At 61.0% G+C, this 23,951-nt stretch carries 23 protein-coding genes; 14 read left to right on the forward strand and 9 right to left on the reverse strand.

Annotated elements, in window-relative coordinates; all coding sequences use genetic code 11:
* Positions 1–57: 57 nt before the first annotated feature.
* Positions 58–735: a TetR/AcrR family transcriptional regulator gene (locus FHK92_RS19365; protein WP_181289455.1), complete on the forward strand. Its 678-nt coding sequence runs from the start codon at positions 58–60 to the stop codon at positions 733–735.
* 149 nt (positions 736–884) lie between these two features.
* Here the strand turns inward: FHK92_RS19365 and FHK92_RS19370 are convergent, their stop codons facing one another.
* The 4 genes from FHK92_RS19370 to FHK92_RS19385 form a co-directional block, all read right to left on the reverse strand.
* Positions 885–1,736 carry a shikimate dehydrogenase gene (locus tag FHK92_RS19370; protein WP_375154617.1) on the reverse strand — a complete coding sequence of 284 codons (852 nt, stop codon included), beginning with the start codon at positions 1,734–1,736 and terminating at the stop codon, positions 885–887.
* Positions 1,737–1,741: 5 nt separating this feature from the next.
* Positions 1,742–2,182, reverse strand: a complete 441-nt coding sequence (aroQ, locus tag FHK92_RS19375; protein ID WP_181289457.1) for a type II 3-dehydroquinate dehydratase — start codon at positions 2,180–2,182, stop codon at positions 1,742–1,744.
* Between the two features lie 271 nt (positions 2,183–2,453).
* Positions 2,454–3,533: a tRNA (uridine(54)-C5)-methyltransferase TrmA gene (trmA, locus tag FHK92_RS19380; RefSeq protein WP_181289458.1), complete on the reverse strand. Its 1,080-nt coding sequence runs from the start codon at positions 3,531–3,533 to the stop codon at positions 2,454–2,456.
* On the reverse strand, positions 3,530–4,825 hold the full coding sequence (locus FHK92_RS19385; protein ID WP_181289459.1) for an NCS2 family permease: 1,296 nt from the start codon (positions 4,823–4,825) through the stop codon (positions 3,530–3,532). Before FHK92_RS19385 ends, trmA begins: the two co-directional genes overlap by 4 nt.
* 249 nt (positions 4,826–5,074) lie before the next feature.
* On the opposite strand from FHK92_RS19385, the gene FHK92_RS19390 reads away from it, so the two are divergent.
* The 5 genes from FHK92_RS19390 (at position 5,075) to FHK92_RS19410 (ending at position 10,105) form a co-directional block, all read left to right on the forward strand.
* Complete coding sequence (locus tag FHK92_RS19390; protein ID WP_258232692.1) at positions 5,075–5,512, forward strand: YolA family protein; 438 nt, start codon at positions 5,075–5,077, stop codon at positions 5,510–5,512.
* Positions 5,513–5,645: 133 nt separating this feature from the next.
* Entirely contained in the window at positions 5,646–6,212 is a 567-nt protein-coding gene (locus FHK92_RS19395) for a DJ-1 family glyoxalase III (protein ID WP_181289461.1), read from the forward strand.
* A 181-nt stretch (positions 6,213–6,393) separates the two neighbouring features.
* A complete protein-coding gene (locus tag FHK92_RS19400) occupies positions 6,394–6,918 on the forward strand; it encodes a (2Fe-2S)-binding protein (protein WP_181289462.1) in 525 nt (174 codons plus the stop codon).
* Complete coding sequence (locus tag FHK92_RS19405) at positions 6,915–7,907, forward strand: FAD binding domain-containing protein (protein WP_181289463.1); 993 nt, start codon at positions 6,915–6,917, stop codon at positions 7,905–7,907. Before FHK92_RS19400 ends, FHK92_RS19405 begins: the two co-directional genes overlap by 4 nt.
* Positions 7,904–10,105 (forward strand): xanthine dehydrogenase family protein molybdopterin-binding subunit, encoded by a 2,202-nt coding sequence (locus FHK92_RS19410; protein WP_181289464.1) that lies wholly within the window; start codon positions 7,904–7,906, stop codon positions 10,103–10,105. Before FHK92_RS19405 ends, FHK92_RS19410 begins: the two co-directional genes overlap by 4 nt.
* On the opposite strand, the gene FHK92_RS19415 is transcribed toward FHK92_RS19410, so the two are convergent.
* Positions 10,102–11,340 carry an MFS transporter gene (locus FHK92_RS19415; RefSeq protein WP_181289465.1) on the reverse strand — a complete coding sequence of 413 codons (1,239 nt, stop codon included), beginning with the start codon at positions 11,338–11,340 and terminating at the stop codon, positions 10,102–10,104. The genes FHK92_RS19410 and FHK92_RS19415 overlap by 4 nt on opposite strands.
* A gap of 503 nt (positions 11,341–11,843) precedes the next feature.
* On the opposite strand from FHK92_RS19415, the gene FHK92_RS19420 reads away from it, so the two are divergent.
* Genes FHK92_RS19420 through FHK92_RS19430 form a run of 3 tightly spaced genes read left to right on the forward strand, consistent with a single transcriptional unit; the run spans position 11,844 to position 14,480 of the window.
* Positions 11,844–13,283 carry a cytochrome ubiquinol oxidase subunit I gene (locus FHK92_RS19420; protein ID WP_181289466.1) on the forward strand — a complete coding sequence of 480 codons (1,440 nt, stop codon included), beginning with the start codon at positions 11,844–11,846 and terminating at the stop codon, positions 13,281–13,283.
* A 3-nt stretch (positions 13,284–13,286) separates the two neighbouring features.
* Positions 13,287–14,294 carry a cytochrome d ubiquinol oxidase subunit II gene (gene cydB / locus FHK92_RS19425; protein ID WP_181289467.1) on the forward strand — a complete coding sequence of 336 codons (1,008 nt, stop codon included), beginning with the start codon at positions 13,287–13,289 and terminating at the stop codon, positions 14,292–14,294.
* Between the two features lie 21 nt (positions 14,295–14,315).
* Positions 14,316–14,480 (forward strand): DUF2474 domain-containing protein, encoded by a 165-nt coding sequence (locus tag FHK92_RS19430; RefSeq protein WP_181289468.1) that lies wholly within the window; start codon positions 14,316–14,318, stop codon positions 14,478–14,480.
* Positions 14,481–14,486: 6 nt separating this feature from the next.
* Here FHK92_RS19430 and FHK92_RS19435 read toward each other — a convergent pair whose 3' ends face one another.
* Positions 14,487–15,611 carry a methyltransferase gene (locus FHK92_RS19435; protein ID WP_181289469.1) on the reverse strand — a complete coding sequence of 375 codons (1,125 nt, stop codon included), beginning with the start codon at positions 15,609–15,611 and terminating at the stop codon, positions 14,487–14,489.
* A gap of 179 nt (positions 15,612–15,790) precedes the next feature.
* Entirely contained in the window at positions 15,791–16,501 is a 711-nt protein-coding gene (locus FHK92_RS19440) for an autoinducer binding domain-containing protein (protein WP_181289470.1), read from the reverse strand.
* A 291-nt stretch (positions 16,502–16,792) separates the two neighbouring features.
* Between FHK92_RS19440 and FHK92_RS19445 the strand changes: the two genes are divergently transcribed.
* Complete coding sequence (locus FHK92_RS19445) at positions 16,793–17,569, forward strand: ferredoxin--NADP reductase (RefSeq protein ID WP_181289471.1); 777 nt, start codon at positions 16,793–16,795, stop codon at positions 17,567–17,569.
* A gap of 41 nt (positions 17,570–17,610) precedes the next feature.
* On the opposite strand, the gene mscL is transcribed toward FHK92_RS19445, so the two are convergent.
* Positions 17,611–18,024 carry a large-conductance mechanosensitive channel protein MscL gene (mscL, locus tag FHK92_RS19450; RefSeq protein ID WP_181289472.1) on the reverse strand — a complete coding sequence of 138 codons (414 nt, stop codon included), beginning with the start codon at positions 18,022–18,024 and terminating at the stop codon, positions 17,611–17,613.
* 284 nt (positions 18,025–18,308) lie between these two features.
* Here mscL and katB point away from each other — a divergent pair, with 284 nt between their 5' ends.
* The 3 genes from katB to radA all read left to right on the forward strand — a co-directional run bounded on the left by katB (position 18,309) and on the right by radA (position 21,869).
* Positions 18,309–19,850 (forward strand): catalase KatB, encoded by a 1,542-nt coding sequence (gene katB, locus FHK92_RS19455; RefSeq protein ID WP_181289473.1) that lies wholly within the window; start codon positions 18,309–18,311, stop codon positions 19,848–19,850.
* 62 nt (positions 19,851–19,912) lie between these two features.
* Positions 19,913–20,461 carry an ankyrin repeat domain-containing protein gene (locus FHK92_RS19460; protein ID WP_181289474.1) on the forward strand — a complete coding sequence of 183 codons (549 nt, stop codon included), beginning with the start codon at positions 19,913–19,915 and terminating at the stop codon, positions 20,459–20,461.
* A gap of 40 nt (positions 20,462–20,501) precedes the next feature.
* Positions 20,502–21,869, forward strand: a complete 1,368-nt coding sequence (gene radA, locus FHK92_RS19465) for a DNA repair protein RadA (protein ID WP_030140305.1) — start codon at positions 20,502–20,504, stop codon at positions 21,867–21,869.
* 189 nt (positions 21,870–22,058) lie between these two features.
* On the opposite strand, the gene FHK92_RS19470 is transcribed toward radA, so the two are convergent.
* Positions 22,059–22,415 (reverse strand): PilZ domain-containing protein, encoded by a 357-nt coding sequence (locus tag FHK92_RS19470; protein ID WP_181289475.1) that lies wholly within the window; start codon positions 22,413–22,415, stop codon positions 22,059–22,061.
* 157 nt (positions 22,416–22,572) lie between these two features.
* Here FHK92_RS19470 and FHK92_RS19475 point away from each other — a divergent pair.
* The coding region (locus tag FHK92_RS19475; RefSeq protein ID WP_181289476.1) for a carbon starvation CstA family protein at positions 22,573–23,951 on the forward strand (1,379 nt) is incomplete at its 3' end.

Below are 23,951 nucleotides of genomic sequence, written 5' to 3' on the forward strand. Positions count from 1 at the left end.
TCACTGCCCGGTGCGGCCCATAATCGCCAACCTGTGCAGTGATGGCCTGAGCCCGCAATGACTAATAATCCAGAGCTTTCCGCAGCCATCGACGAGCCTGTCGCCGCGCCGCGCAAGAGTCGCAAGAACAACCCGGAGAAAACCCGGGAAAACATTCTCCAGGAAGCCATCGTCGAATTCGTCCAGCAAGGCCTGGCCGGTGCTCGGGTCGACGCCATCGCCGAGCGCATCCACACCTCCAAGCGCATGATCTATTACTACTTCGGCAGCAAGGAGCAGTTGTACGTCGAGGTGCTGGAGAAACTCTACGGTGATATCCGCACGACCGAAAGCCGCCTGCACCTGGCGGAGCTCGCGCCGGTCGACGCGATCCGACGCCTGGTGGAGTTCACCTTTGACCACCATGACCGCAACGTGGATTTCGTGCGCATCGTCTGCATCGAAAACATCCACAACGCCGAATACGTGAAACAGTCCGGTGCGATCAAGGCGATGACCAACACCATCCTCGATTCCCTGGGCGTGATCCTGCGTCGTGGCGCCGAAGAAGGCGTATTCCGTGCCGGCCTCGAGCCGCTGGACGTACATTTGTTGATCAGCTCGTTCTGCTTCTACCGGGTATCCAACCGCCAGACATTCGGTGAAATCTTCCAGATCGACCTGTCGGACGAAGCGGTCAAGCAGCGGCATCGGCAGATGGTGTGTGAGTCGGTGTTGCGGTACTTGCGGGCCTGACACCGAACCTGACGTGCAAGCAATCCTGTGTGGGAGCGAGCTTGCTCGCGATAGCGGTGGATCAGCCAACCTCGATGGTGACTGGTGTACCGCAATCGCGAGCAAGCTCGCTCCCACAGTTCATTCCTCGCAGGGATTTTCACTCGGCTTTAGTGATTCATGCTCTGGAAATGCGCCAGCATCCGCTGTGCATCCGGCGCCACGCCGCTGAACAGTTCGAACGCCTTCACCGCCTGGAACACCGCCATGTTGCCACCGTCCAGCGTGCGGCAGCCGAGGGCGCGGGCGTTGCGCAGCAGTTCGGTTTCCAGCGGGAAATAGACGATTTCCGCGACCCACAAAGCGCTTCGCAACAACTCGACCGGCACCGGCATGCCCGGCAGTTTCGCCATGCCCATGGGCGTGGTGTTCACCAGGCCGTCGGCCTCGGCCATGGCGGCTGACAGCTCATGGCCTGCGCGAGCGCGGCCGGCGCCGAAGTGTTGGTTCAGGTTGTCGGCCAGCGCCTCGGCACGGCGAGTCTCGACGTCAAAGATGCTCAGTGTCTTCACGCCTTCCAGCAGCAGCGCGTGGGCCACCGCCGCGCCAGCGCCACCGGCACCCATCTGGACCACGCGTTTGCGCGCCACATCCCCCAGGCCACGGCGAAAACCTTCGGCGAACCCCAGGCAGTCGGTGTTGTGGCCGATGCGCTTGCCGTCCTTGAGCACCACGGTATTCACCGCACCGATGCCGTTGGCCTCGGGCGACAGCTCGTCCAGCAGCGGGATGATCGCCTGCTTGCAGGGAAAGGTGATGTTCAGGCCGGTGAAGTCCATGCGCTCGGCGGCGAGCAGCAAGTCGGGCAGAGCGCTGCTGTCGAGTTTTAACGCATCGAGATCGATCAAGCGATACAGGTAGCGCATGCCTTGGGCATCGCCTTCGCGCTCATGCAGCGTCGGCGTGCGCGACGCCTGGATGCCCGCGCCGATGAGCCCGGCCAGCACAGTGATATTCGACATGCGCATCAACCCTTCAACCGCTGACTGAAATGTTCCAGGGCCAGGCGATAACCATGGCTGCCAAACCCGCACATCACGCCGATGGCCACCGAGGAAACAAAGGAATGGTGGCGGAACGTCTCGCGGGCGTGGACGTTGGAAAGGTGGACTTCGATCACTGGGACTTCGCTCGCCACCAGGGCGTCGCGGATTGCCACGGAGGTGTGGGTCCAGGCCGCCGGGTTGATGATGATCCCGGCGCACCGGCCACGGGCACCGTGAATCCAGTCGAGCAATTCACCTTCCTGATTGGTCTGGCGAAACTCCACGGCCAGGCCCAACTCCTCGGCGGTGCGGCCACATAAAGCAGAAATGTCAGCCAGGGTTTCGTGGCCATAGGTTGCCGGCTCGCGGGTGCCGAGCAGGTTCAGGTTCGGGCCGTTGAGCACCAGAACGATCGGAGGCATCGCACATTTCTCCACATTTTTATTGTTGGTGTCGGCGGGGATTCAGCCGGTGGAGTTAAATTGTACTAGTTGGTTAATTTGGTCAAATAAAGCAGCGGTCGACGGGCAATAAGTGTTCGATGATCGAACATTGCCTCGGATCGAAAGATAAGGGCGGGCAATCGTGGCGAGGGAGCTTGCTCCCGCTGGGCTGCGCAGCAGCCCCAGGTTTTTTGCGGTTGCTGCGCAACCGAGCGGGAGCAAGCTCCCTCGCCACGAAGGTTTGCGTAGATCAGCGCCGAGTCAACAACACCCCGGATTCCATGTGATGGGTCCACGGGAATTGATCGAACAACGCGCAGCGGGTGATGCGGTGGGTGTCGTTCAGTTGCGCGATGTTCGCGGCGAGGGTGTCGGGATTGCAGGAGATGTACAGGATGTTGTCGAAGCGCCGCGTCAGCTCGCAAGTGTCCGGGTCCATGCCGGCGCGAGGCGGGTCGACGAAGACGCTGCCGAATTCGTAGCTTTTCAGGTCGATGCCCTGCAGGCGACGGAACGGGCGGACTTCGTTCAAGGCTTCGGTCAGTTCTTCGGCGGACAGGCGCACTAGCGTGACGTTATCCACAGCGTTCTCGCTGAGGTTGCTCAGCGCAGCGTTGACCGAGGTCTTGCTGATTTCGGTGGCCAGCACTTTGCGCACGCGGGTTGCCAGCGGCAGCGTGAAGTTGCCGTTGCCGCAGTACAGCTCCAGCAAGTCGTCAGCACGATCGCCCAGGGCTTCATACGCCCAATTGAGCATCTTCTGGTTCACCGTGCCGTTGGGCTGGGTGAAGGCGCCTTCGGGTTGGCGATAGCTGAAGATGCGACCGCCGACATCGAGCTTTTCCACCACGTAATCATGGCCGATCACTTCGCGTTTGCCCTTGGAGCGACCAATGATGCTGACGCCCAGGGCGGCCGCCAGTTTCGATGCCGCGGCATGCCAGTGTTCATCCAGCGGGCGGTGGTAGCACAGGGTGATCATCGCGTCGCCGGCCAGGGTGGTGAGGAATTCTACCTGGAACAACTTGTGGCTCAACGGCGCGCTGGCCTGCCAGGCTGCCTTGAGTTGCGGCATCAACTGGTTGATGCGCAGGCTGGCGATGGGAAATTCTTCGATGAGGATCGGCGTGCGCTTGTCGTCCTGGGAGAACATCGCGTAATGCCGTTCGCCGGCCTCGCGCCACAGACGAAATTCGGCCCGCAGGCGGAAGTTGCCCAGGGGCGAGTCGAATACGGCAGGCTCTGGCGCCTCAAAAGGGGCCAGAAGGTCACGCAAGCGCGTGACCTTGCCCTGCAACTGGGCGGCGTAGGCTTGGGAATCAAAAGTCATGCGTTGAACCAACCCAACTTGATAACGAACAGAATCGACAGGATCACCAGCGCAGGGTTCAGCTCACGGCCACGACCGGAGACCAGCTTGATGGCGGTCCAAGCGATGAAGCCGAAGGCAATGCCGTTGGCGATGGAATAAGTGAACGGCATGGCCAGGGCAGTGATCACGACCGGGGCGGCGACAGTGATGTCGTCCCAGTCGATTTCCGCCAGGCCGGAGGTCATCAATACCGCGACGAACAAAAGCGCCGGGGCGGTGGCGAAGGCCGGGACGCTGGCGGCCAGCGGCGAGAAGAACAGCGCCAACAGGAACAGGATCGCCACCACGATGGCCGTCAGGCCGGTGCGTCCGCCGGCGCTGACGCCCGCCGCCGATTCGATGTAGCTGGTGGTCGTCGACGTGCCCAGCAGCGAACCGGCCATCGCGGCGGTGCTGTCGGCGATCAGCGCGCGGCCCATCTTCGGCATGTGGCCGTCCTTGCCCATCAACCCGGCGCGCTTGGCGACGCCGATCAGGGTGCCGGAGTTGTCGAACAGATCGACAAACAGGAAGGCGAAGATCACGTTCACGAGACCGATGTCCAAGGCGCCCATGATATCCAGTTGCAGGAAGGTCGGGGCCAGGGATGGCGGTGCGGAAATGACGCCGTTGAACGGGGTAAAGCCCATCAGGATCGAGACGATGGTGACCGCCAGGATGCCGATCAGCACCGCGCCGCGTACCTTCAAGGCTTCGAGGGCAACGATCAGGACAAAGCCGAGGGTCGCGAGGATCGGTGCCGGTTGTTTCAGGTCGCCGAGGCCGACCATAGTCGCCGGGTTTTTCACCACGATGCCGGCATTGCTCAGGGCAATCAGCGCCAGGAACAGCCCGATACCGGCGGCAATGGCCGAGCGCAGCGGCAGCGGGATGCTGTTGATGATCCATTCGCGGATGCGGAAGATCGACAACAGGAAGAACAGCACGGCGGAGACGAACACCGCACCCAGCGCCACTTGCCACGTGTGGCCCATGTGCAGGACCACGGTGTAGGTAAAGAAGGCATTCAGGCCCATGCCCGGCGCGAGGGCGATCGGGTAGTTGGCAATCAGCCCCATCACCGTCGAGCCGATGGCCGCCGCCAGGCAAGTGGCGACGAATACCGCACCCTTGTCCATGCCGGTTTCGCCGAGAATGCTCGGGTTCACGAACAGAATGTAGGCCATGGCCAGGAAGGTCGTGACGCCCGCCAGAATCTCGGTCCGCACGTTGGTGTTGTGTGCCTTGAGTTGAAACAGCCTTTCCAGCATGTCTGCTCCCCGTGGCGCGCCCGGCGCCGTGAATGTATCGACCTCAACAGCAAAGCACAGCACACCCATGGCGGCCGGATTTTCTGTGGGTCGGAAAAAGCCGCGCATCATAACAGCGCGGCGATGTGGCTGCGATCCTCTGTCTTGAGTCGCAAAGGTGTTCTGTCGCGAAGTGTGCAGTCGCCTAAGTGTGCAGTCGCAAAAGTTGGGCCATACTGCGCGCGGTTCCGGGAGGTCAGTATGTATTGCATGAAAAAATTTGCCTCGATCTGCGCATGGAGCCTCTGGCTGCCCGTGCAGGTTGTCCACGCCGCATCGGCGCCGCCGCTGAGCGAGGTCAAGGTGCTCAAGGTCGAATCGCCGGCCTGTGGTTTCGAGGACATCACCCCGGGTCAGGCGCAGACCCGTTGCGACCACAGCGGTCCGAACATCAAGGTCTACGTGCTGGAAGTCGGTTACGGCCACCAGCCGAACGTCACGCTGGACGGCTTCGAAGTCGACGGCACCCGCTCGCCCGTGTGTGCGTACAGCAATGGCAACCTCAATGACTGCTCGAAGGCCACCAAGACGGTTGGCTACGTGTACATCTTCGATCTGAAGGGCAAGCAGGAGGGGACGTTCAGTTTCAGCAACGTCTCGATCAATGCGCCGGGCAACCGGATGACGACGCAGCTGTACATAAAATAACCTGTCTCTCCACGTAGGAGCTGCCGAGCGCAGCGAGGCTGCGATCTTTACCCGGACGCTTGAGCCCCATATCAAAAGATCGCAGCCTTTCGGTAGCTCCTACACTACAAGCATCACCCAGCGGAGAGCGCCCATGATTCCTGGAACCAAGATCCCCCGAGCCCTGATCGCCGTGGCTGAAGGCGTCGATGATTTGCAGACGGTGACGCTGATCGATGTGTTGCGTCGCGCGCAGCTTGAAGTGGTGGTGGCGAGCATAGAGGGTCGTCGCATGCTCACCTGCGCACGCGGCACGCGCCTGACCGCCGATGGCATGCTGGTGGACGTGCTGGTGCAGGATTTCGATTTGATCGTCCTGCCAGGCGGCATCATCGGCGCGCAGCACCTGGCGGCCCATCAGCCTTTGCAGCAGTTGATCAAGGACCAGGCCGCCGCCGGGCGCTTCTTTGCCGCCATCGCCGAAGCCCCGGCATTGGTGCTCCAGGCATTCGGCGTCCTGCGCCAGCGCCGCATGACCTGCCTGCCTGCGGTGAGCCAGCAACTGTCCGGGTGCAGCTTCGTCGATCAACCGGTGGTGGTCGACGGCAATTGCATCACCGCGCAAGGCTCGGCTGCTGCCCTCGCGTTTGCCCTGGCGCTGGTGGAGCAACTCGCCGGCAAAGGCGTGAAAAACGTAGTGGCGGCGGAGTTGCTGGCGTGACACTTCAGAATTCGTAACGACCCCGTGGCGAGGGAAGGGAGCTTGCTCCCGCTCGGCTGCGTAGCAGACGCTGATATTTCGTCATTCAATCGCCTTGAACGCTCATCCCACCCCGAAGTCGTACCCCTTATGACGGTGGTTTCCCAAAACGCCGCGTGTACGACTAACCGTGAGGTGTTCCATGAGCGCGACTTTGTCCGAAGCGACGCCGGCGTCCTTCGTCCCTCATCCCATACGTCTGACCCTCAATGGCGCGGTGCGCGAGTTGCAGGTGCTGCCGTGGACTACGCTGTTGGACCTGCTGCGCGAGCAGTTGGACCTGGTGGGCAGCAAGAAGGGCTGTGACCACGGCCAATGCGGTGCTTGCACCGTGCTGCGCGATGGCAAGCGGATCAACGCTTGCCTGACCCTGGCGGTGATGTGTGATGGGGCCGAGTTGACCACTGTCGAGGGCCTGGCGAATGGCGACGAGTTGCATCCCATGCAACGGGCGTTCATCAAGCATGACGCCTTCCAGTGTGGCTACTGCACACCAGGGCAGATCTGTTCTGCGGTGGCCCTGGCCAGCGAGGGTCGGGCGCGGACGAGCGCCGAAATCAGCGAGCTGATGAGCGGCAATCTCTGCCGGTGCGGCGCCTACAACAACATCCGCGATGCCATCGAAGAAGCCCTGCCGCTCTGCCAGCAGACGGGAGGTGAGTCGTGAATCCCTTTCGCTATAGCAAGCCCGACACACTGCAGGCCGCCGTCGAACTGTCGAGTGTGAATTCACGTTTCATCGCGGGCGGCACCAACCTGCTGGACCTGATGAAGGAAAACCTCACCCGCCCCGAGCATCTGATCGACATCACGGGCCTGCCTCTGGCCGACCTCAGCGAAACGCCTTCGGGCGGGGTGATGATCGGCGCATTGGTGAGCAACGCCGACCTCGCCTGGCACCCGTGGATCGAACGTCGTTACCCGTTGCTCTCCCAAGCCATCCTGGCGGGCGCTTCGCCACAACTTCGCAACATGGCCAGTACGGGCGGCAACCTGCTGCAACGCACCCGCTGCTATTACTTTTACGATGCCAGCGTGCCGTGCAACAAGCGCAGGCCTGGCAGTGGCTGCCCGGCGCGAAGCGGCTTGAACCGGATCCACGCGATCCTGGGGGCGAGTGACCAGTGTGTCGCGACGCATCCCTCCGACATGTGCGTGGCCCTCGCGGCCCTTGATGCGGTGGTTCATGTGCTGGGGCGCGGTGGTCCACGGACCATCGAGTTCGCCGATTTCCATCGCCTGCCCGGCGACGCGCCGGACCGGGACAATCAACTGGCCGATGACGAGCTGATCACCTACATCGAGCTGCCGCCCGCCGGTTTTGCCGAACACAGCCATTACCTGAAGATTCGTGATCGGGCGTCCTATGCCTTCGCGCTGGTGTCGGTCGCGGCGGCGCTGGAGCTGGACGGGCCGGTGATCCGACAGGCGCGCCTGGCCCTCGGCGGCGTGGCGCACAAGCCCTGGCGCGATCGGGCCGTCGAGAGCTGGCTGACGGGCCAGGCGGTCAGTCGCGAGACCTTCACAGCCGCTGCGGATGCGCTGTTGCAGGACGCCGAACCGCTTGAGCACAACGGCTTCAAGGTCAAGCTGGCGCGACGGGCAATCGTCCGCGCCTTGAGCGAAGCGGCACTGGTAGGAGGAGCGGCCCGATGAACGCACAGAGCAAAACCATAGGGCAACCGTTGGACCGGGTCGACGGCCTGCTCAAGGTCACCGGTCGCGCCCGTTATGCCGGTGAATACCCCGAGAGTGGCTTGTTGCACGGCAGCGTAGTGTCCAGCGCGATTGCACGGGGCCGCGTCGTGCGTATCGATGCCTCCCGGGCCCTGGCGCTGCCGGGTGTCGTCGCGGTGATCGATCACAGCAATCGCCCGAAAATCGCCAGTTACGACGAGCCCTACCAGGATGCCGACGCGGCGGAGGGCTCGCCGTTTCGGCCATTGTTCAACGCGCAGATTCTCTACAGCGGCCAGCCGCTGGCCCTGGTGGTCGCCGAGAACCTGGAACTGGCCCGTTATGCCGGCTCGCTGGTGGACATCGAATACGAAGCCGAGGCGCATCAGACCGACCTGGCCATCCAGCAAAACGAAGCCCATCCGGCGCCAGCCGAATTGCCCAAGCCCCGTGGGAATTTTCAGGGCGAGTACGCCAGTTCGGCGTTGAGCGTGGATGTGTCCTACAGCACGCCGGTTGAGCACCACAACCCGATGGAGCCTCACGCCTCCACCGTGCTGTATCAACCCGACGGCAGCCTGCATGTCCATGACAAGACCCAAGGCGCGCAGAACTGCCAACAGTATGTGCAAAAAGTGTTTGGCCTGGAGAAGGAGCAAGTGCGGGTGTTTGCCGCGTTCGTCGGCGGCGCCTTCGGTTCCGGGCTGCGGCCGCAATATCAATTGCCGCTGGCGGTGATGGCCGCGCTGGCGTTGAAACGCTCGGTACGCGTGAGCCTGACGCGCCAGCAAATGTTTACCTTCGGCTATCGGCCACGCACCTTCCAGCGCTTGCAACTGGGCGCCGCCGCCAACGGCAGGTTGCTTGCCGTGGCGCACACCGCTATCGGCCAGACCTCGCGTTTCGAAGATTTCACCGAACACGTGGTGGAGTGGAGCGGCATGCTCTATCACTGCGACAACGTGACGTTGACCTACAAACTGGCGCCGCTGGATGTCTACACGCCGCTGGACATGCGCGCGCCGGGCGCGGCCCTTGGGTTGATCGGCCTGGAATGCGCCATGGACGAGTTGGCCTGTGCGTTGGCAATCGACCCGGTGCAGTTGCGTTTGATCAACTACGCCGAGCGCAACGAAAACGAGGGCAAGCCGTATTCCAGCAAGGAGCTGAGGGCCTGTTACGCCGAAGGTGCCAAGCGTTTCGGCTGGGACAAGCGCAACCCGGAGCCGCGCAGCATGCGCAAGGACCGGCAACTAGTGGGCTGGGGCATGGCCGGTGGCGTGTGGGAAGCCATGCAGCAGAAGGCCAGCGCCCGGGCATCGCTGGACGCCGAGGGCAAGTTGACCGTGAGCAGCGCGACCACCGACATCGGCACCGGTACCTACACGGTCATGACGCAAATCGCCGCCGAGGCGTCAGGCGTTTCCCTCGAGAACGTCACGTTTGTGCTGGGTGATTCATCGCTTCCGACGGCGCCGCTACAGGGCGGTTCGTTCACCGTCTCGTCCGTGGGCACGGCGGTGCAGCAAGCCTGTGAAGCACTCAGGGAAAAACTGCTCGCCGTGGCCCGGCAGGCCTGCGCTGACTTCAGTGGCGCGACCCTGGAACAAGTTACGTTTGCCGACGGTGAACTGCGCATGGGCACGGCCAGCGTCGCGCTGTCGGAGCTGGCTCAAAAAAGCGGTGAAATGCCGTTGCAGGCAGAAGTCTCCACCGGGCCGGACGAGAAACGCCAGGCCTACGCCACCGCGACGCACTCGGCCGTATTCGTTGAGGTGCTGGTGGACGAAGACCTTGGCACGGTGAAGGTCAATCGGGTCGTTAGCGCGATTGCCGCCGGACGGGTGATCAATCCGAAAACCGCCCGCAGCCAGATCCTCGGCGGCGTGGTCTGGGGTGTCGGCATGGCGTTGCATGAAGAAACCCTGACGGACCACGCCCTGGGCCGTCACATGAATCACAACCTGGCTGAATACCACGTACCGGTTAACGCCGATATCGGGGACATAGACGTGATTTTTGTCGAGGAACATGACGAGATCGTCAACGCCCTCGGTTCCAAGGGCGTCGGCGAGATCGGCATTGTCGGCGTGGCCGCAGCGGTGGCGAATGCGATCTACCACGCCACGGGCAAGCGAGTGCGGGATTTCCCGATCACCCTGGACAAGTTGCTCTAGGTTTTGGCTTCGTCCACGGGTGCGTGCATCCGGTCGCGGTGGGCCAGGGTCGGGAACAATTTAATCCAGGCCCCGGTCACCAACAGCGTGCCGACGCCACCCATGACCACCGCCGGCACGGTGCCGAACCAATGGGCGGTGAGGCCGGATTCGAATTCGCCCAACTGGTTCGACGCGCCGATAAATAACCCGTTCACCGCGCTGACCCGCCCACGCATCTCGTCCGGCGTTTCCAGTTGCACGAACGAGGCGCGGATCACCATGCTGATCATGTCGGCCGCGCCCAGCACCACCAGCACCGCAAGGGAAAACCAGAATGAAGTGGAGAGACCAAACGCAATGGTGGCGACGCCGAACACGCCCACGGCGGTGAACATTACGCGGCCGACCTTGCGCTCCACGGCGAAGCGCGCCAGCCACAGTGACATCAGCAAGGCCCCGACCGCCGGCGCCGAACGCAACAGGCCCAGGCCCCAGGGACCGGTGAGCAGGATGTCCTTGGCAAACACCGGCAGCAGCGCGGTCGCGCCACCCAGCAGCACCGCGAACAGGTCCAGGGAAATCGCCCCAAGGATGTCCGGACGGCTGCGAATGAAGCGAATACCCGCCAACAGCGAATCGAGGGTCGCCTTACCTTTGTTCAGCGGTGTCTGCCGGGCCGGCAGGTTGAGCATCAGGCAACAGGCAATGATGTAGAGCAATACGGTTGGCCCATAGACCCAGACGCTGCCGAAGGCATACAGCAAACCGCCAAGGGCCGGGGCGACGATGGTCGCCGATTGCTGGGCCGATTGCGCGGCGGCCACGGCCCGGGGAAACAGCGCAGCCGGGACGATGCTCGGCAGCAGGGCCTGGGTGGTCGGCATTTCGAAGGATCGGGCCGCGCCGAGCAGGAACGCGAGGATGAAAATCATCTCGCGCGTGACGTTGTCGGTGGCGCTTCCGATCGCCAGGGCCAAGGCAATCATCGCCTGCAATGACTGGCAGATTGCCGCGACTTTGCGTCGATCGTATCGATCCGCCACATGCCCGGTGTGAAGCATGAACAGCACGCGCGGGGCGAATTCCACCAAGCCGACGAGGCCCAGGTCCAAGACGTTGCCGGTCAGTTGATAAAGGTTCCAGCCGATGGCTACGGTAAGCATCTGGAAACCGCTGGCGGTGAAGATCCGGGCCAGCCAGAAGGCAATGAAAGGACGATGGTGACGGAGCAGCAACGGCGCTTGGCTGGGCATCTGTGACGGGGTCCGCAGTGGTGAAGGGCGAGATTATCACCGAGCTGTAACTGGAAGTTGCGAGGGAGGGAAAAAATAGTTAGCAAAACATCAATTCAACCTGATGCGGGCTTTTGTGGCGAGGGAGCTTGCTCCCGCTGGGTCGGACCGACGCTTCGGGCGTAGCGGCCCTCGATTTTGACGGTCGCTGCGCAACCGAGCGGGAGCAAGCTCCCTCGCCACAGGTCCGTGTAGGTTTGGGAAATCTGGATTTTGTGGCACTGAGACAACCTGTCACGCGACAAAAGACCACGCCGTCCATCGGCCGATATGCGACTACTCTTTGAGCATTGCTTGACCCAGGTCAATTCCCTTTCGGGGCGTTGTGCTGGCGGCCATCCGGCCAGAGTCCTGCGTTGTGACGGTTAAAAAAAGAACGATTTGAAAAGCATCGCACTCCATATCCCTGGGGGCTGTGATGCAGGCCCCGCCCGCAGCCGGTTTTACCTGACAGAGGAAGACTTATGTTCGGTTTGGAGGCGCTCGATCTCGCCCGAATCCAGTTTGCGTTCACGATCTCGTTCCACATCCTGTTCCCGGCCATCACCATCGGCCTGGCGAGTTACCTGGCGGTGCTCGAAGGCCTGTGGCTGAAGACGCGGGACGATACCTACCGCGACCTGTATCACTTCTGGTCGAAAATCTTTGCCGTCAACTTCGGCATGGGCGTGGTGTCCGGACTGGTCATGGCGTATCAGTTCGGCACCAACTGGAGCCGCTTCTCGGACTTCGCCGGCGCTGTCACCGGGCCGCTGCTGACCTACGAAGTGCTCACGGCGTTCTTCCTCGAAGCGGGTTTCCTCGGTGTGATGCTGTTCGGCTGGAATCGCGTTGGCCGTGGCTTGCACTTCTTTTCCACGGTCATGGTGGCGATCGGCACGCTGATCTCGACGTTCTGGATCCTGTCTTCCAACAGTTGGATGCAAACCCCGCAGGGCTACGAAATCGTCGATGGCCGGGTCATTCCGGTGGACTGGCTGGCGGTGGTGTTCAACCCTTCGTTCCCGTTCCGGCTGATGCACATGTCGGTCGCGGCGTTCGTCGCCACGGCGTTTTTTGTCGGCTCGTCGGCGGCCTGGCATTTGCTGCGCGGCCGCGACAACCCGGCGGTGCGCCGCATGTTGTCGATGGCCATGTGGATGGCCTTGTTGGTGGCGCCGGTACAAGCGGTCATCGGCGACTTCCATGGCCTCAACACCCTCAAGCATCAACCGGCAAAAATTGCCGCGATCGAAGGCCATTGGGAAAACGTCGGTGACGAGCCCACGCCGCTGATCCTGTTCGGCTGGCCCGACATGAAGGCAGAAAAAACCAAATATGCCGTGGAGATTCCGTACCTGGGCAGCTTGATCCTGACGCACTCACTGACCGATCAAGTGCCGGCTCTCAAGGAATTCCCGCCTGAAGACCGGCCAAATTCGACCATTGTGTTCTGGTCATTCCGGGTCATGGTAGGCCTGGGTTTCCTGATGATCTTCACCGGCCTGTGCAGCTTGTGGCTGCGTCGTAACGACCGGCTGTTCCAATCGCGACCGTTCCTGCACCTAGTGCTGTGGATGGGACCGTCCGGGCTGATCGCCATTCTCGCCGGCTGGTTCACCACGGAGATCGGGCGCCAGCCGTGGGTGGTCTACGGCCTGATGCGCACGGCTGATGCATCGTCCGGCCACAGCTTTGCGCAGATGAGCTTTACCCTGGTCATGTTCGTGGTGGTGTATTTCGCACTGTTCGGCGCGGGCCTTAGCTACATGATGCGCCTGGTGCGCAAGGGCCCGGTGGCCCACGAAGCCGAGCCGACCGATGGTGGCCCGGGACAGAAACGCACCCCGGCCCGTCCATTGTCGGCGGCCAACGAAGGCGACGACGAAGTGGACCACAACGACAGCTCGCACAAGGGGAATTGAGTCATGGGTATTGATCTTCCGCTGATCTGGGCCGTGGTCATCATCTTCGGCATCATGATGTACGTGATCATGGACGGCTTCGACCTGGGCATCGGCATTCTCTTCCCCTTCGTCAAGGGCGAGCGCGACCGCGATGTGATGATGAACACCGTCGCGCCGGTCTGGGACGGTAATGAAACCTGGCTGGTGCTGGGTGGCGCCGGGCTGTTCGGGGCGTTCCCGCTGGCTTACTCGGTAGTGCTTTCGGCGTTGTACCTACCGCTGATTCTGATGCTTATCGGCCTGATCTTCCGGGGCGTGGCGTTCGAGTTCCGTTTCAAGGCCAGGGCCGAGAAGCGGCACTTGTGGGACAAGGCGTTCATCGGCGGTTCGCTGACGGCGACGTTCTTCCAAGGCGTTGCGCTGGGGGCGTTCATCGATGGTTTCGAAGTGGTTAACCGCCAGTATGCCGGCGGCTCCCTGGACTGGTTCACGCCCTTTACGATGTTCTGCGGCCTGGCGCTGATTGCCGCCTACGCCTTGCTCGGCTGTACCTGGCTGATCATGAAGACCGAAGGCAAGTTGCAAGGACAGATGCACGACCTGGCGAGGCCGCTGGCCTTCGTGGTGCTGACGGTGATCGGCATCGTCAGCATCTGGACGCCGCTGGCCCACGCCGACATCGCGGCCCGTTGGTTCACCTTGCCGAACCTGTTCTGGTTCCTGCCGGTACCGATCCTGGTGCTCGTGACCATGTACGGGTTGTTCCGCGCCGTGGCCCGCAACGCCAACTACACACCCTTCATCCTGACGTTGGTGCTGATTTTCCTCGGCTACAGCGGCCTGGGCATCAGCCTGTGGCCGAACATCGTGCCGCCGTCCATCTCGATCTGGGACGCCGCGTCACCGCCACAGAGCCAGGGCTTCATGCTGGTCGGCACGTTGTTCATCATTCCGTTGATCCTGGTGTACACCTTCTGGAGCTACTACGTATTCCGCGGCAAGGTGACCCACGACGACGGCTACCATTGATCGACCTGCGAGGTGCCGAGTATGGCCAAGCCTGACTTGAAGGACATCGAGGCCGCTGAAAAAAAACCGTTATGGCAGCGGCTTGGTTGGCTGGCGGCGATCTGGGCCGGCAGTGTGCTGGCGCTCTTTGTGGTCGCCAGCCTGATGCGGATGTTCATGAACGCAGCGGGGCTGACGACTCACTGATCCAGCCTATTTGCGAGCTTTGAGAATCACGAACTTCGGCGTGGCGGCCACTTGCTCGACGCCCCGATACAGGCGCGCCAACTTGCTGTGGTAGCCCAGGTGCCGGTTGCCGACGATGTACAGCGCGCCGCCGACAACCAACGCTTCGCGGGCTTGCTGGAACATGCGCCAGGCGAGGAAGTCGCCCACCACTTGCTGCTGGTGGAAGGGCGGGTTGCACAGCACCACATCCAGGGATTGCGCTTCTTGCCCGGCCAGGCCATCGCCCGCCCTCACGATGACTTCGCGCTCGCCCAGGGCGGCTCGCCAGTTTTCGGCGGCCGATTGCACGGCCATATACGACTCGTCCACCAAGGTGTAACGGGCGTCCGGATTTTCCAGGGCGCTGGCGATGGCCAGCACGCCGTTGCCGCAACCGAGGTCCGCGACGCGTGCCGAGCCCAGGTTTTTTGGCAGATGCGGCAGGAAGGCACGGGTGCCGATGTCGAGCCCTTCGCGACAGAACACGTTGGCGTGATTGAGCAGTTCGATTTTCGGCTCGTCCAAGCCATAACGCGTGGGGTAAGGGGAGGTGGCCGGTGGCTTGGCTTGTGGCGTGGCAATCAACAGACGAGCCTTCTTGACCGCCAACGAAGCCTGAACCGGGCCGATGTAGCGTTCCAGCAGTTCACCGGCGGCTCGGGGTAGATGCTTGACCATTGCGGCGGCGATGACTTGCGCACCTGGCGCCAGTTGGCCTTGCAGCCGGATCAGTTGTTCCTCCAGCAGCGCCAGGGTCTTGGGTACTTTAATCAGCACTCGGTCGAAGGGGCCGGCCACCGGTTCACTGGCGGGCACGGTCGGCACCGCATCGAAGGGCAGGCCGTTGCGCACCAGGTTTTTCTCCAATGCCTGGAAGGCCAGGAACGAGTCCCCGCTGCTGGTGACGTGGACTTTGCCGACAAGGCTGGCGGCCAGGGCGCCGAAGCTGTCATTGAGCACCATTACGCGGCTACCAACGCCCGGTTGTTGCTCCGCCAGGTACGCAAGCAGGTATTCGTCGGCTGCGTCGAAAGCCTGCAGCGGTTCGTTCTGCTGTTCGGGCTGGCGGATCAGGTCGAGTTGGGCGAAAGGGCTGTCGAGCAAAGGCATGGCTGGGACTCTGGAAAATCAACGAATGTCCCGCTGCCTGGGGCAGGTGTGTCAGCGGGGCCGCCTGAATGAACTGCGTCGCGTGGTAGGCGCGTCATCATCCAAGTGGAGCCGCGAATGTTACGTTTTTTCGCGAGGCATTACTCGCGGGTTTTCAGGGTCGCAACCTGACCTGCTCTTCAAATCACGCGAATCTGGGCCGCCTTGGCCACCGCCGAGATTTTATTGGTCACGTTCAATTTGCGCATGCAGCTACAAACATGGAAGTTCACGGTGCGTTCGGAAAGGCAAAGGATCCTGCCGACTTCCGACGCGGTCTTCCCTTCAGCGGACCATCTCAACACTTCAATTTCGCGAGGCGAGAGATGACTTGTCGTTAGTGAAGGCAGCCTGGCCAATTTTTTGCTTGCCAACGTATGCAGCCTTTGGCTGGCAAAAATGGCGTAGCCGAGGTTCCCGTAATGCTCTTCTGCGTCAATACGGCAATGAGTCCTGGCGAGGCTGAACATGCTGTAGTAAGCACTTTTTTCGTCATGCACAGCTTGGGTCCAACCATGCCTGAGACCCTGTCGATCTAAATCCTCCCACAACTTGGGGGCTTCGGAAAAAACACGTTCGGTCCATAGAATCGGCAGAGAGGATTGATTGCAGTGAGCTACTAAGGGGTCGTTAGCAGCGTAACCATTTTCTTCATAGAGTCTGTCCCATCCATAAGGATAATTATTGAGGTTTATCTTGCTGGCGCATCGACCTGGCGGTCCTGAATAAGCAGTGAAGGCACAGAAATCAAAGCCCTGATTATTAAAGAAATCCCTAGCCAGGCGATAGGCATTTTGCAAGTCCTGTTCACACGATAGCTTTTTTAGTTGCAAGTCTTTCCATTCGTCCATCGCATTCTCCTGGTGTGGCATACAGCGAAGCGGATCCAATCGGTGAGGCGAGGGTGAGTGTAGGACTTTTCCTACGCTCTAGTTGGATTTTTTTCTTTTACTTGCACTTGTTGTTATTAAATAACTGTCTGCTATTTCGTTTTATCGATGCATGATCATATATCTGTATAACTTTGGTAGAAGATTTTCGCGGCACGGCTTGGGATCGTCGGATCAATGCTATCTTTCGTCTCAGTGGTTAACGTGCCGACTTTGCGGGACACTAGAGCCCTTGTCCTACTGGAGTCGCCCATGACTGACAGCGCAGAGAAGTTTACCCGCCAGACGCTGATCGACGTGCAACCCCTGACGCCTCATCTGTTTACATTGCGTACCACCCGGGATCGCGGCTTTCGCTTTCGAGCAGGCCAGTTCGCCCGGCTTGGGGTCGTCAAGGCAGACGGTACGACCGTCTGGCGCGCTTATTCCATGGTGTCGTCACCCTTTGACGAATTCCTTGAGTTTTTTTCCATCGTCGTCCCGGACGGAGAGTTCACCAGCGAGCTCAGCCGCCTCAAACCCGGCGATAGTTTATTGGTCGAACGCCAAGCCTTTGGCTACCTGACCCTGGACCGTTTCGTGGATGGACGGGACTTGTGGCTTTTGTCCACTGGCACCGGCGTTGCGCCGTTTCTCTCGATTCTCCAGGATTTTGAAGCCTGGGGAAAATTCGAACGCATCACTCTGGTCTACAGCGTTCGCGAAGGGCGGGAGCTGGCCTATCAGGCGTTGATCGAAGGGTTGACCCAGCGTGATTACCTTGCCGAATACGCCCATAAGTTTCGATTCATTGCCACTGTCACCCGAGAGCACCATCCGGCCGCGTTGAATGGGCGAATCACCACGCTGATTGAAAACGGCGAATTGGAGCGAGCCGCCAATGTCCCGCTGACGCCGGAGCACTCGCGCGTCATGCTGTGCGGCAATCCGCAGATGATCGACGACACGCGCAAGCTGCTCAAGGCCAAGGGGCTGCAACTGAGCCTTACTCGCCGGCCCGGGCAGGTGGCGGTGGAAAATTACTGGTAGAAAAAAGGCGCCCGTGGACGCCTCTTTACACAGAGCGAGGATCAGGGCCGCTCGTTCTGGGCCTTGAGTAGGTCACGGATCTCGCTCAGCAGTTGTTCTTCCTTGGTTGGCACCGGGGGCGCGCTCGGGGCGACGGCTTCTTCGCGCTTGAGTCGGTTGATGGCCTTGACGCCCATGAATATCGCGAACGCGACGATGATGAAATCCACCATGCTCTGGATGAATTTGCCGTAGGCCAGCACGACTGCCGGCGTATCGCCTTGGGCGGCCTTGAGTGTGATGGCCAGGTCGCTGAAGTCCACCCCGCCGATCAAAAGGCCAATCGGAGGCATGACCACGTCACCCACGAATGACGAAACAATCTTGCCAAAAGCGGCACCGATGATAATCCCGACGGCCATGTCGACGACATTGCCTTTGACCGCGAAGGCCTTGAACTCGCTTAGCACGCCCATGAGTTATTCCTTGTGGCAGATGAGTAGATACCCGCAGTGTAAGCCAGCCAAACGTCGCTCGCTCGAAATGCCTGCTTACAATGCTGGCTTGTTTATCGACTCGACAGTTAGGGAAAAGTTTACAAAGTGCCATCAATCGCGCGTGATACGCGGTTTATACCCGATTCCCTACACCGTTTTTTCTATCGATGCGGTACGGCATTTCTATTTAGGTTTTGGATTTTCGGGCACTAGCCTCTGAAAGGCGCACATGGATGCGCTCTATAAAATCAGAGGAAACGCCAATGAACATTTCCCCAGGCCTCGGCACCCTATCCGGTCGCCGCTCCCTTGTTATGCTGACCGCCAGCCTGTTTTCCCTGTCCGTCAATGCAGCCACCCTGACTCGCGACAATGGCGCGGCGGTAGGCGACAACCAGAACTCGCAAACCGCAGGCCCCAATGGCCCGACCTTGTTGCAGGATGTGCAACTGATCCAGAAGCTCCAGCGTTTTGACCGTGAGCGCATCCCCGAGCGTGTCGTGCATGCCCGTGGTACCGGGGCCCATGGCGAATTTACCGTATCCAATGACCTGAGCGACTTGACCAAGGCGAAGGTCTTCGCCGCTGGGCAGGTCACGCCGGTGTTCGTACGCTTTTCCGCCGTGGTGCACGGCAATCATTCGCCGGAGACGTTGCGCGACCCTCGCGGCTTTGCCACTAAGTTCTATACCGCCGATGGCAACTGGGATCTGGTGGGCAATAACTTCCCGACATTTTTCATTCGCGACGCAATCAAGTTTCCCGACATGGTGCACGCATTCAAACCTGATCCGCGAACTAACCTGGACGATGATTCACGTCGTTTCGATTTCTTTTCCCATGTCCCGGAAGCGACTCGCACGCTGACCGAGCTGTATTCCAACTCCGGCACGCCAGCCAGTTATCGTGAAATGGACGGTAATGGCGTACACGCTTACAAGCTGATCAATGCCAAGGGCGACATCAGTTATGTGAAATTTCATTGGAAAAGTTTGCAGGGTCTGAAGAATCTCGACCCGAAAGAAGTCGTTAAAGTACAGGGGCAAGATTACGGTCACATGACAAACGACTTGGTCAGTCATATCAACAAGGGCGACTTTCCAAAGTGGGACTTGTACGTTCAGGTACTCAAGCCGCAGGACTTGTCCAAGTTCAACTTCGACCCACTGGACGCGACCAAGATCTGGCCGGATGTGCCTGAGCGAAAAGTTGGACAAATGGTCTTGAATCGCAACCCGTCCAATGTATTCCAGGAAACCGAACAGGTGGCGATGGCTCCCGCCAACCTGGTGCCGGGTATCGAACCTTCGGAAGATCGCCTGTTGCAGGGCCGGGTGTTTTCCTATGCCGATACGCAAATGTACCGGGTCGGGCCGAACGCGTTGCAGTTGCCCATCAACACCCCCAAGGTCGCCGTCAATAACGGCAACCAGGATGGCGCGATGAATTCTGGCAGTAGCAGTACCGGCGTGAATTATCAGCCGAGTCGGCTGATGCCGCGTGAAGAGCAACCCGCCGCGCGCTATAGCCAGACCGAGCTGACCGGCAGCACCCAGCAGGCAAAAATCCAGCGTGAGCAGAATTTCAAGCAGGCCGGTGATCTGTACCGTTCGTTCAGCAAGAAAGAACGTGATGACCTGATCGAAAGTTTCGGCGGGTCATTGGCGACCACCGACGACGAGAGCAAGCATATCATCCTGTCGTTCCTCTACAAGGCTGATCCTGAATACGGCACTGGTGTGGCCCGTGTCGCCAAGGGTGATCTGGCTCGGGTCAAGGCGTTGGCCGAGAAGCTGAACGACTGATTCGCCTGAGGGAGCCGAGCGGGATCGGCTCCCTCAGTCTGGGATCGTATGGAGAGGCCATGATGCGTAAATTATTTTTCCTGATATTCGCCACTTGGTCATGGGCTGTGCTGGCCGATCAGGCTCCGCCCGCCGATCCGGCCGAGGTGCGGGAGCAATTGCAAGACTATTATTTCGACGCCGCCCGCCGGGGCGATGTGCCGATGCTCGACACTTTCATCGAGGCCGGTTACTCGCTCGATACTCGGGACGAGAAGGGCTACACCGCGCTGATCCTGGCGGCTTATCACGGTCACGAGCCGGCGGTCGAACGGCTGCTGGCTGCCGGCGCTGATGCCTGCGCCCAGGACAAGCGTGGCAACACGGCGCTGATGGGCGCCATTTTCAAGGGCGAGGTGCATATCGCGCAGCGTTTATTGTCGACCGACTGCAGCCCCGATCAACGCAACGGTGCCGGACAGACCGCTGCGATGTATGCCGGCCTTTTCAAGCGCGATGAGCTGCTCGACGCCCTGAAGGCCAAGGGCGCCGACCTGGAGGCCAGGGATCCGCTGGGCAATACCGCAGCTGACTTGGCAAAGGGTGAAATCAGAATGCCGGCCCCGCAGTAAAGCCCGACTGTTATCATCGCGGTTTTTACCCGGAGTTCAGATGGCCAAGGCAAAGCGCATGTACGGCTGCACCGAGTGCGGCTCGACCTTTCCCAAATGGGCTGGCCAATGCAGTGAATGCGGGGCCTGGAACACCCTGACCGAAACCATGGTGGAGAGCGGCGGGGCTGCGGCGCCCACCGGTCGTACCGGGTGGGCCGGCCAGCAAGCGCAGATCAAGACCCTGGCCGAGGTCAGCGTCGAGGAAATCCCGCGTTTCTCTACCGCGTCCGGCGAGCTTGACCGGGTGCTGGGCGGCGGCCTGGTGGATGGTTCTGTGGTGTTGATCGGTGGCGATCCGGGCATCGGCAAGTCCACCATCCTATTGCAGACCTTGTGCAATCTCGCCACGCGCATGCCGGCGCTGTACGTCACTGGCGAAGAGTCCCAGCAGCAAGTCGCCATGCGCGCTCGACGTTTGGGCTTGCCCCAGGATCAACTGCGGGTCATGACCGAGACCTGCATCGAAACCATCATCGCCACGGCGCGCCTGGAAAAACCCAAGGTCATGGTGATCGACTCGATCCAGACCATTTTCACCGAGCAACTGCAATCTGCGCCGGGCGGCGTGTCCCAGGTACGCGAGAGCGCGGCGTTGCTGGTGCGCTACGCCAAGCAGAGCGGCACGGCGATCTTCCTGGTAGGCCACGTCACCAAGGAAGGCGCGCTGGCGGGGCCGCGCGTGCTGGAACACATGGTAGACACGGTGTTGTATTTCGAAGGCGAATCCGATGGGCGCCTGCGTTTGCTGAGGGCGGTGAAGAATCGTTTTGGCGCCGTCAACGAATTGGGTGTGTTCGGCATGACTGACCGGGGCCTGAAAGAAGTTTCGAACCCTTCGGCGATCTTTCTGACGCGTGCCCAGGAAGAAGTCCCCGGTAGCGTGGTCATGGCGACGTGGGAAGGCACCCGGCCGATGTTGGTGGAAGTGCAGGCGCTGGTGGACGACAGTCATCTGGCGAACCCGCGTCGGGTCACATTGGGGCTGGATCAGAACCGGCTGGCCATGCTGTTGGCGGTCCTGCACCGGCACGGCGGAATTCCTACGCACGACCAGGATGTATTCCTCAACGTGGTGGGCGGGGTCAAGGTGCTGGAGACCGCGTCCGACCTGGCATTGATGGCGGCCGTCATGTCCAGCCTGCGAAACCGGCCGCTGCCTCACGATCTGTTGGTGTTTGGCGAAGTGGGGCTTTCGGGCGAAGTGCGGCCGGTGCCCAGTGGCCAGGAGCGGCTCAAGGAAGCGGCCAAGCATGGCTTCAAGCGGGCCATCGTGCCCAAGGGCAACGCGCCGAAGGAAGCGCCGGCAGGGTTGCAGATCATTGCGGTGACACGCCTGGAGCAGGCGTTGGATGCGTTGTTCGAATGACACAAAGGTTGGTGCCGTGCGCGGTGGTGAAGCTACTTTTCCGTGGCGAGGGGATTTATCCCCGCTGGGCTGCGCAGCGGCCCTAGATCTGGCTACTCGGTGGATCAGGTAGATTTTCAGTCACTTCTTTGGGACTGCTGCGCAGCCCAACGTGGATAAATCTCCTCGCCACAGGAATCATTGGAGTGCCTAAATGTGGATCAACGCCGCCAACTCCCGCTCCAGCTCATCATGATCGGCCAGGTTGAGCTCCACCAAACGGCGCAGATGGGCAATGGAGTCCAGGTCGATGTGCTCGCAGACGAAACCCAGGTGGCCATGGTCATCGTGAGCCAGGCGGACTTCCATCTTGACCTCGGCCTCAGGGCTCAGGTGGATGTCAGCCATGAAAGGTTCCTCTGGGTCGCCGAGCCAAGGCTGAGGTTTTTCAATCAGTAACCCTTTCAGGGACAAGTCCAGCAACTTCACCGGCCAGATGAAGGGGCCCTGGCTCAGTTCGGTCCTGGCATGGAACTCAATTCGTACGAAGCGGCGACGTTCGCTCATTACGCATTCCCTCTGGTTATTCACTGACTATAGACCCAACTGACTGCACATCGTCACCGTTCGACCGCTGACAGACGAATGTCGGGTATGGCCTTTGCCCGGGTTAGCGCTAAACTCCAATGGCTACCTTCTTGTCCACCCTGGCTGGAATATAAAAATGAACAACAATAATAGCCCGCTACGCCATCTACCTTGGCTACTGCTGGCCATCGTCGGTGCGTGCGCCTTGGGCGTCGTGGCCTTGCGTCGAGGCGAGGCCATCAACGCCCTCTGGATCGTCGTCGCGGCAGTCGCCATCTACCTGGTCGCCTACCGCTACTACAGCCTTTTCATCGCCAACAACGTGATGCAACTCGATGCGCGCCGGGCCACGCCTGCCGTGCTCAACAACGATGGCCTGGACTACGTCCCGACCAACAAGCACATTCTTTTCGGCCACCATTTCGCGGCCATTGCCGGCGCGGGGCCGCTGGTCGGGCCGGTGCTGGCGGCGCAGATGGGCTACCTGCCCGGCACGCTCTGGCTGATCGCCGGCGTGGTGCTGGCCGGTGCGGTGCAGGATTTCATGGTCCTGTTCCTGTCCACCCGCCGCAACGGTCGCTCCCTGGGCGACATGGTGCGCGAGGAAATGGGCCGCATCCCCGGCACCATCGCGCTGTTCGGCTGCTTCCTGATCATGATCATCATCCTCGCGGTGCTGGCGCTGATCGTGGTCAAGGCCCTGGCCGAGAGCCCGTGGGGCATCTTCACGGTGATGGCGACCATCCCGATCGCGATGTTCATGGGCATCTACATGCGCTACATCCGCCCGGGCCGCATCGGCGAGATCTCGATCATCGGCGTGCTGTTGCTGCTGGGTTCGATCTGGCTGGGCGGGCAAATTGCCGCCGACCCGGTCTGGGCCAAGGCCTTTTCCTTCACCGGGATCCAGATCACCTGGATGCTGATCGGCTATGGTTTTGTCGCGGCGGTGCTGCCGGTGTGGCTGATCCTGGCGCCACGGGACTACCTGTCCACGTTCCTCAAGATCGGCACCATCGTCGCCCTGGCGATCGGCATCCTGGTGACCATGCCCGAGCTGAAAATGCCGGCACTGACCCAGTTCACCGACGGTACCGGGCCGGTGTGGAAGGGCGGTCTGTTCCCGTTCCTGTTCATCACTATCGCCTGCGGCGCGGTCTCGGGCTTCCACGCGCTGATCTCCTCGGGCACCACGCCCAAGCTGCTGGATAACGAAACCAACGCCCGCTACATCGGTTACGGCGGCATGCTGATGGAGTCCTTCGTGGCCATCATGGCCATGGTCGCCGCCTCGGTGATCGAGCCAGGCGTGTACTTCGCCATGAACAGCCCGGCGGCGATCGTCGGCGGTGACGTGGTGGCCGTGGCCCAGACCGTCAGCAGTTGGGGCTTTGCAATCACTCCCGAGGCGCTGCAAGCGGTGGCCAAGGACATCGGCGAGACCACCGTGCTTGCCCGTGCCGGCGGTGCGCCGACCCTGGCGGTCGGTATCGCGCAGATCCTGCACTCGGTGCT

The organism is Pseudomonas brassicacearum subsp. neoaurantiaca, assembly GCF_013608025.1.
In the GTDB taxonomy this organism is placed as follows: Bacteria; Pseudomonadota; Gammaproteobacteria; order Pseudomonadales; family Pseudomonadaceae; genus Aquipseudomonas.

Coding starts and splice junctions, on each gene's coding strand:
- katB (WP_181289473.1), top strand. CDS start 18,309: ATGAACATTTCCCCAGGCCTCGGCACCCTATCCGGTCGCCGCTCCCTT.
- FHK92_RS19470 (WP_181289475.1), bottom strand. CDS start 22,415: ATGAGCGAACGTCGCCGCTTCGTACGAATTGAGTTCCATGCCAGGACC.
- FHK92_RS19365 (WP_181289455.1), top strand. CDS start 58: ATGACTAATAATCCAGAGCTTTCCGCAGCCATCGACGAGCCTGTCGCC.
- FHK92_RS19400 (WP_181289462.1), top strand. CDS start 6,394: ATGAGCGCGACTTTGTCCGAAGCGACGCCGGCGTCCTTCGTCCCTCAT.
- FHK92_RS19370 (WP_375154617.1), bottom strand. CDS start 1,736: ATGTCGAATATCACTGTGCTGGCCGGGCTCATCGGCGCGGGCATCCAG.
- FHK92_RS19410 (WP_181289464.1), top strand. CDS start 7,904: ATGAACGCACAGAGCAAAACCATAGGGCAACCGTTGGACCGGGTCGAC.
- FHK92_RS19420 (WP_181289466.1), top strand. CDS start 11,844: ATGTTCGGTTTGGAGGCGCTCGATCTCGCCCGAATCCAGTTTGCGTTC.
- cydB (WP_181289467.1), top strand. CDS start 13,287: ATGGGTATTGATCTTCCGCTGATCTGGGCCGTGGTCATCATCTTCGGC.
- FHK92_RS19460 (WP_181289474.1), top strand. CDS start 19,913: ATGCGTAAATTATTTTTCCTGATATTCGCCACTTGGTCATGGGCTGTG.
- mscL (WP_181289472.1), bottom strand. CDS start 18,024: ATGGGCGTGCTAAGCGAGTTCAAGGCCTTCGCGGTCAAAGGCAATGTC.
- FHK92_RS19385 (WP_181289459.1), bottom strand. CDS start 4,825: ATGCTGGAAAGGCTGTTTCAACTCAAGGCACACAACACCAACGTGCGG.
- FHK92_RS19390 (WP_258232692.1), top strand. CDS start 5,075: ATGAAAAAATTTGCCTCGATCTGCGCATGGAGCCTCTGGCTGCCCGTG.
- FHK92_RS19435 (WP_181289469.1), bottom strand. CDS start 15,611: ATGCCTTTGCTCGACAGCCCTTTCGCCCAACTCGACCTGATCCGCCAG.
- FHK92_RS19445 (WP_181289471.1), top strand. CDS start 16,793: ATGACTGACAGCGCAGAGAAGTTTACCCGCCAGACGCTGATCGACGTG.
- FHK92_RS19430 (WP_181289468.1), top strand. CDS start 14,316: ATGGCCAAGCCTGACTTGAAGGACATCGAGGCCGCTGAAAAAAAACCG.
- FHK92_RS19440 (WP_181289470.1), bottom strand. CDS start 16,501: ATGGACGAATGGAAAGACTTGCAACTAAAAAAGCTATCGTGTGAACAG.
- trmA (WP_181289458.1), bottom strand. CDS start 3,533: ATGACTTTTGATTCCCAAGCCTACGCCGCCCAGTTGCAGGGCAAGGTC.
- aroQ (WP_181289457.1), bottom strand. CDS start 2,182: ATGCCTCCGATCGTTCTGGTGCTCAACGGCCCGAACCTGAACCTGCTC.
- radA (WP_030140305.1), top strand. CDS start 20,502: ATGGCCAAGGCAAAGCGCATGTACGGCTGCACCGAGTGCGGCTCGACC.
- FHK92_RS19395 (WP_181289461.1), top strand. CDS start 5,646: ATGATTCCTGGAACCAAGATCCCCCGAGCCCTGATCGCCGTGGCTGAA.
- FHK92_RS19415 (WP_181289465.1), bottom strand. CDS start 11,340: ATGCCCAGCCAAGCGCCGTTGCTGCTCCGTCACCATCGTCCTTTCATT.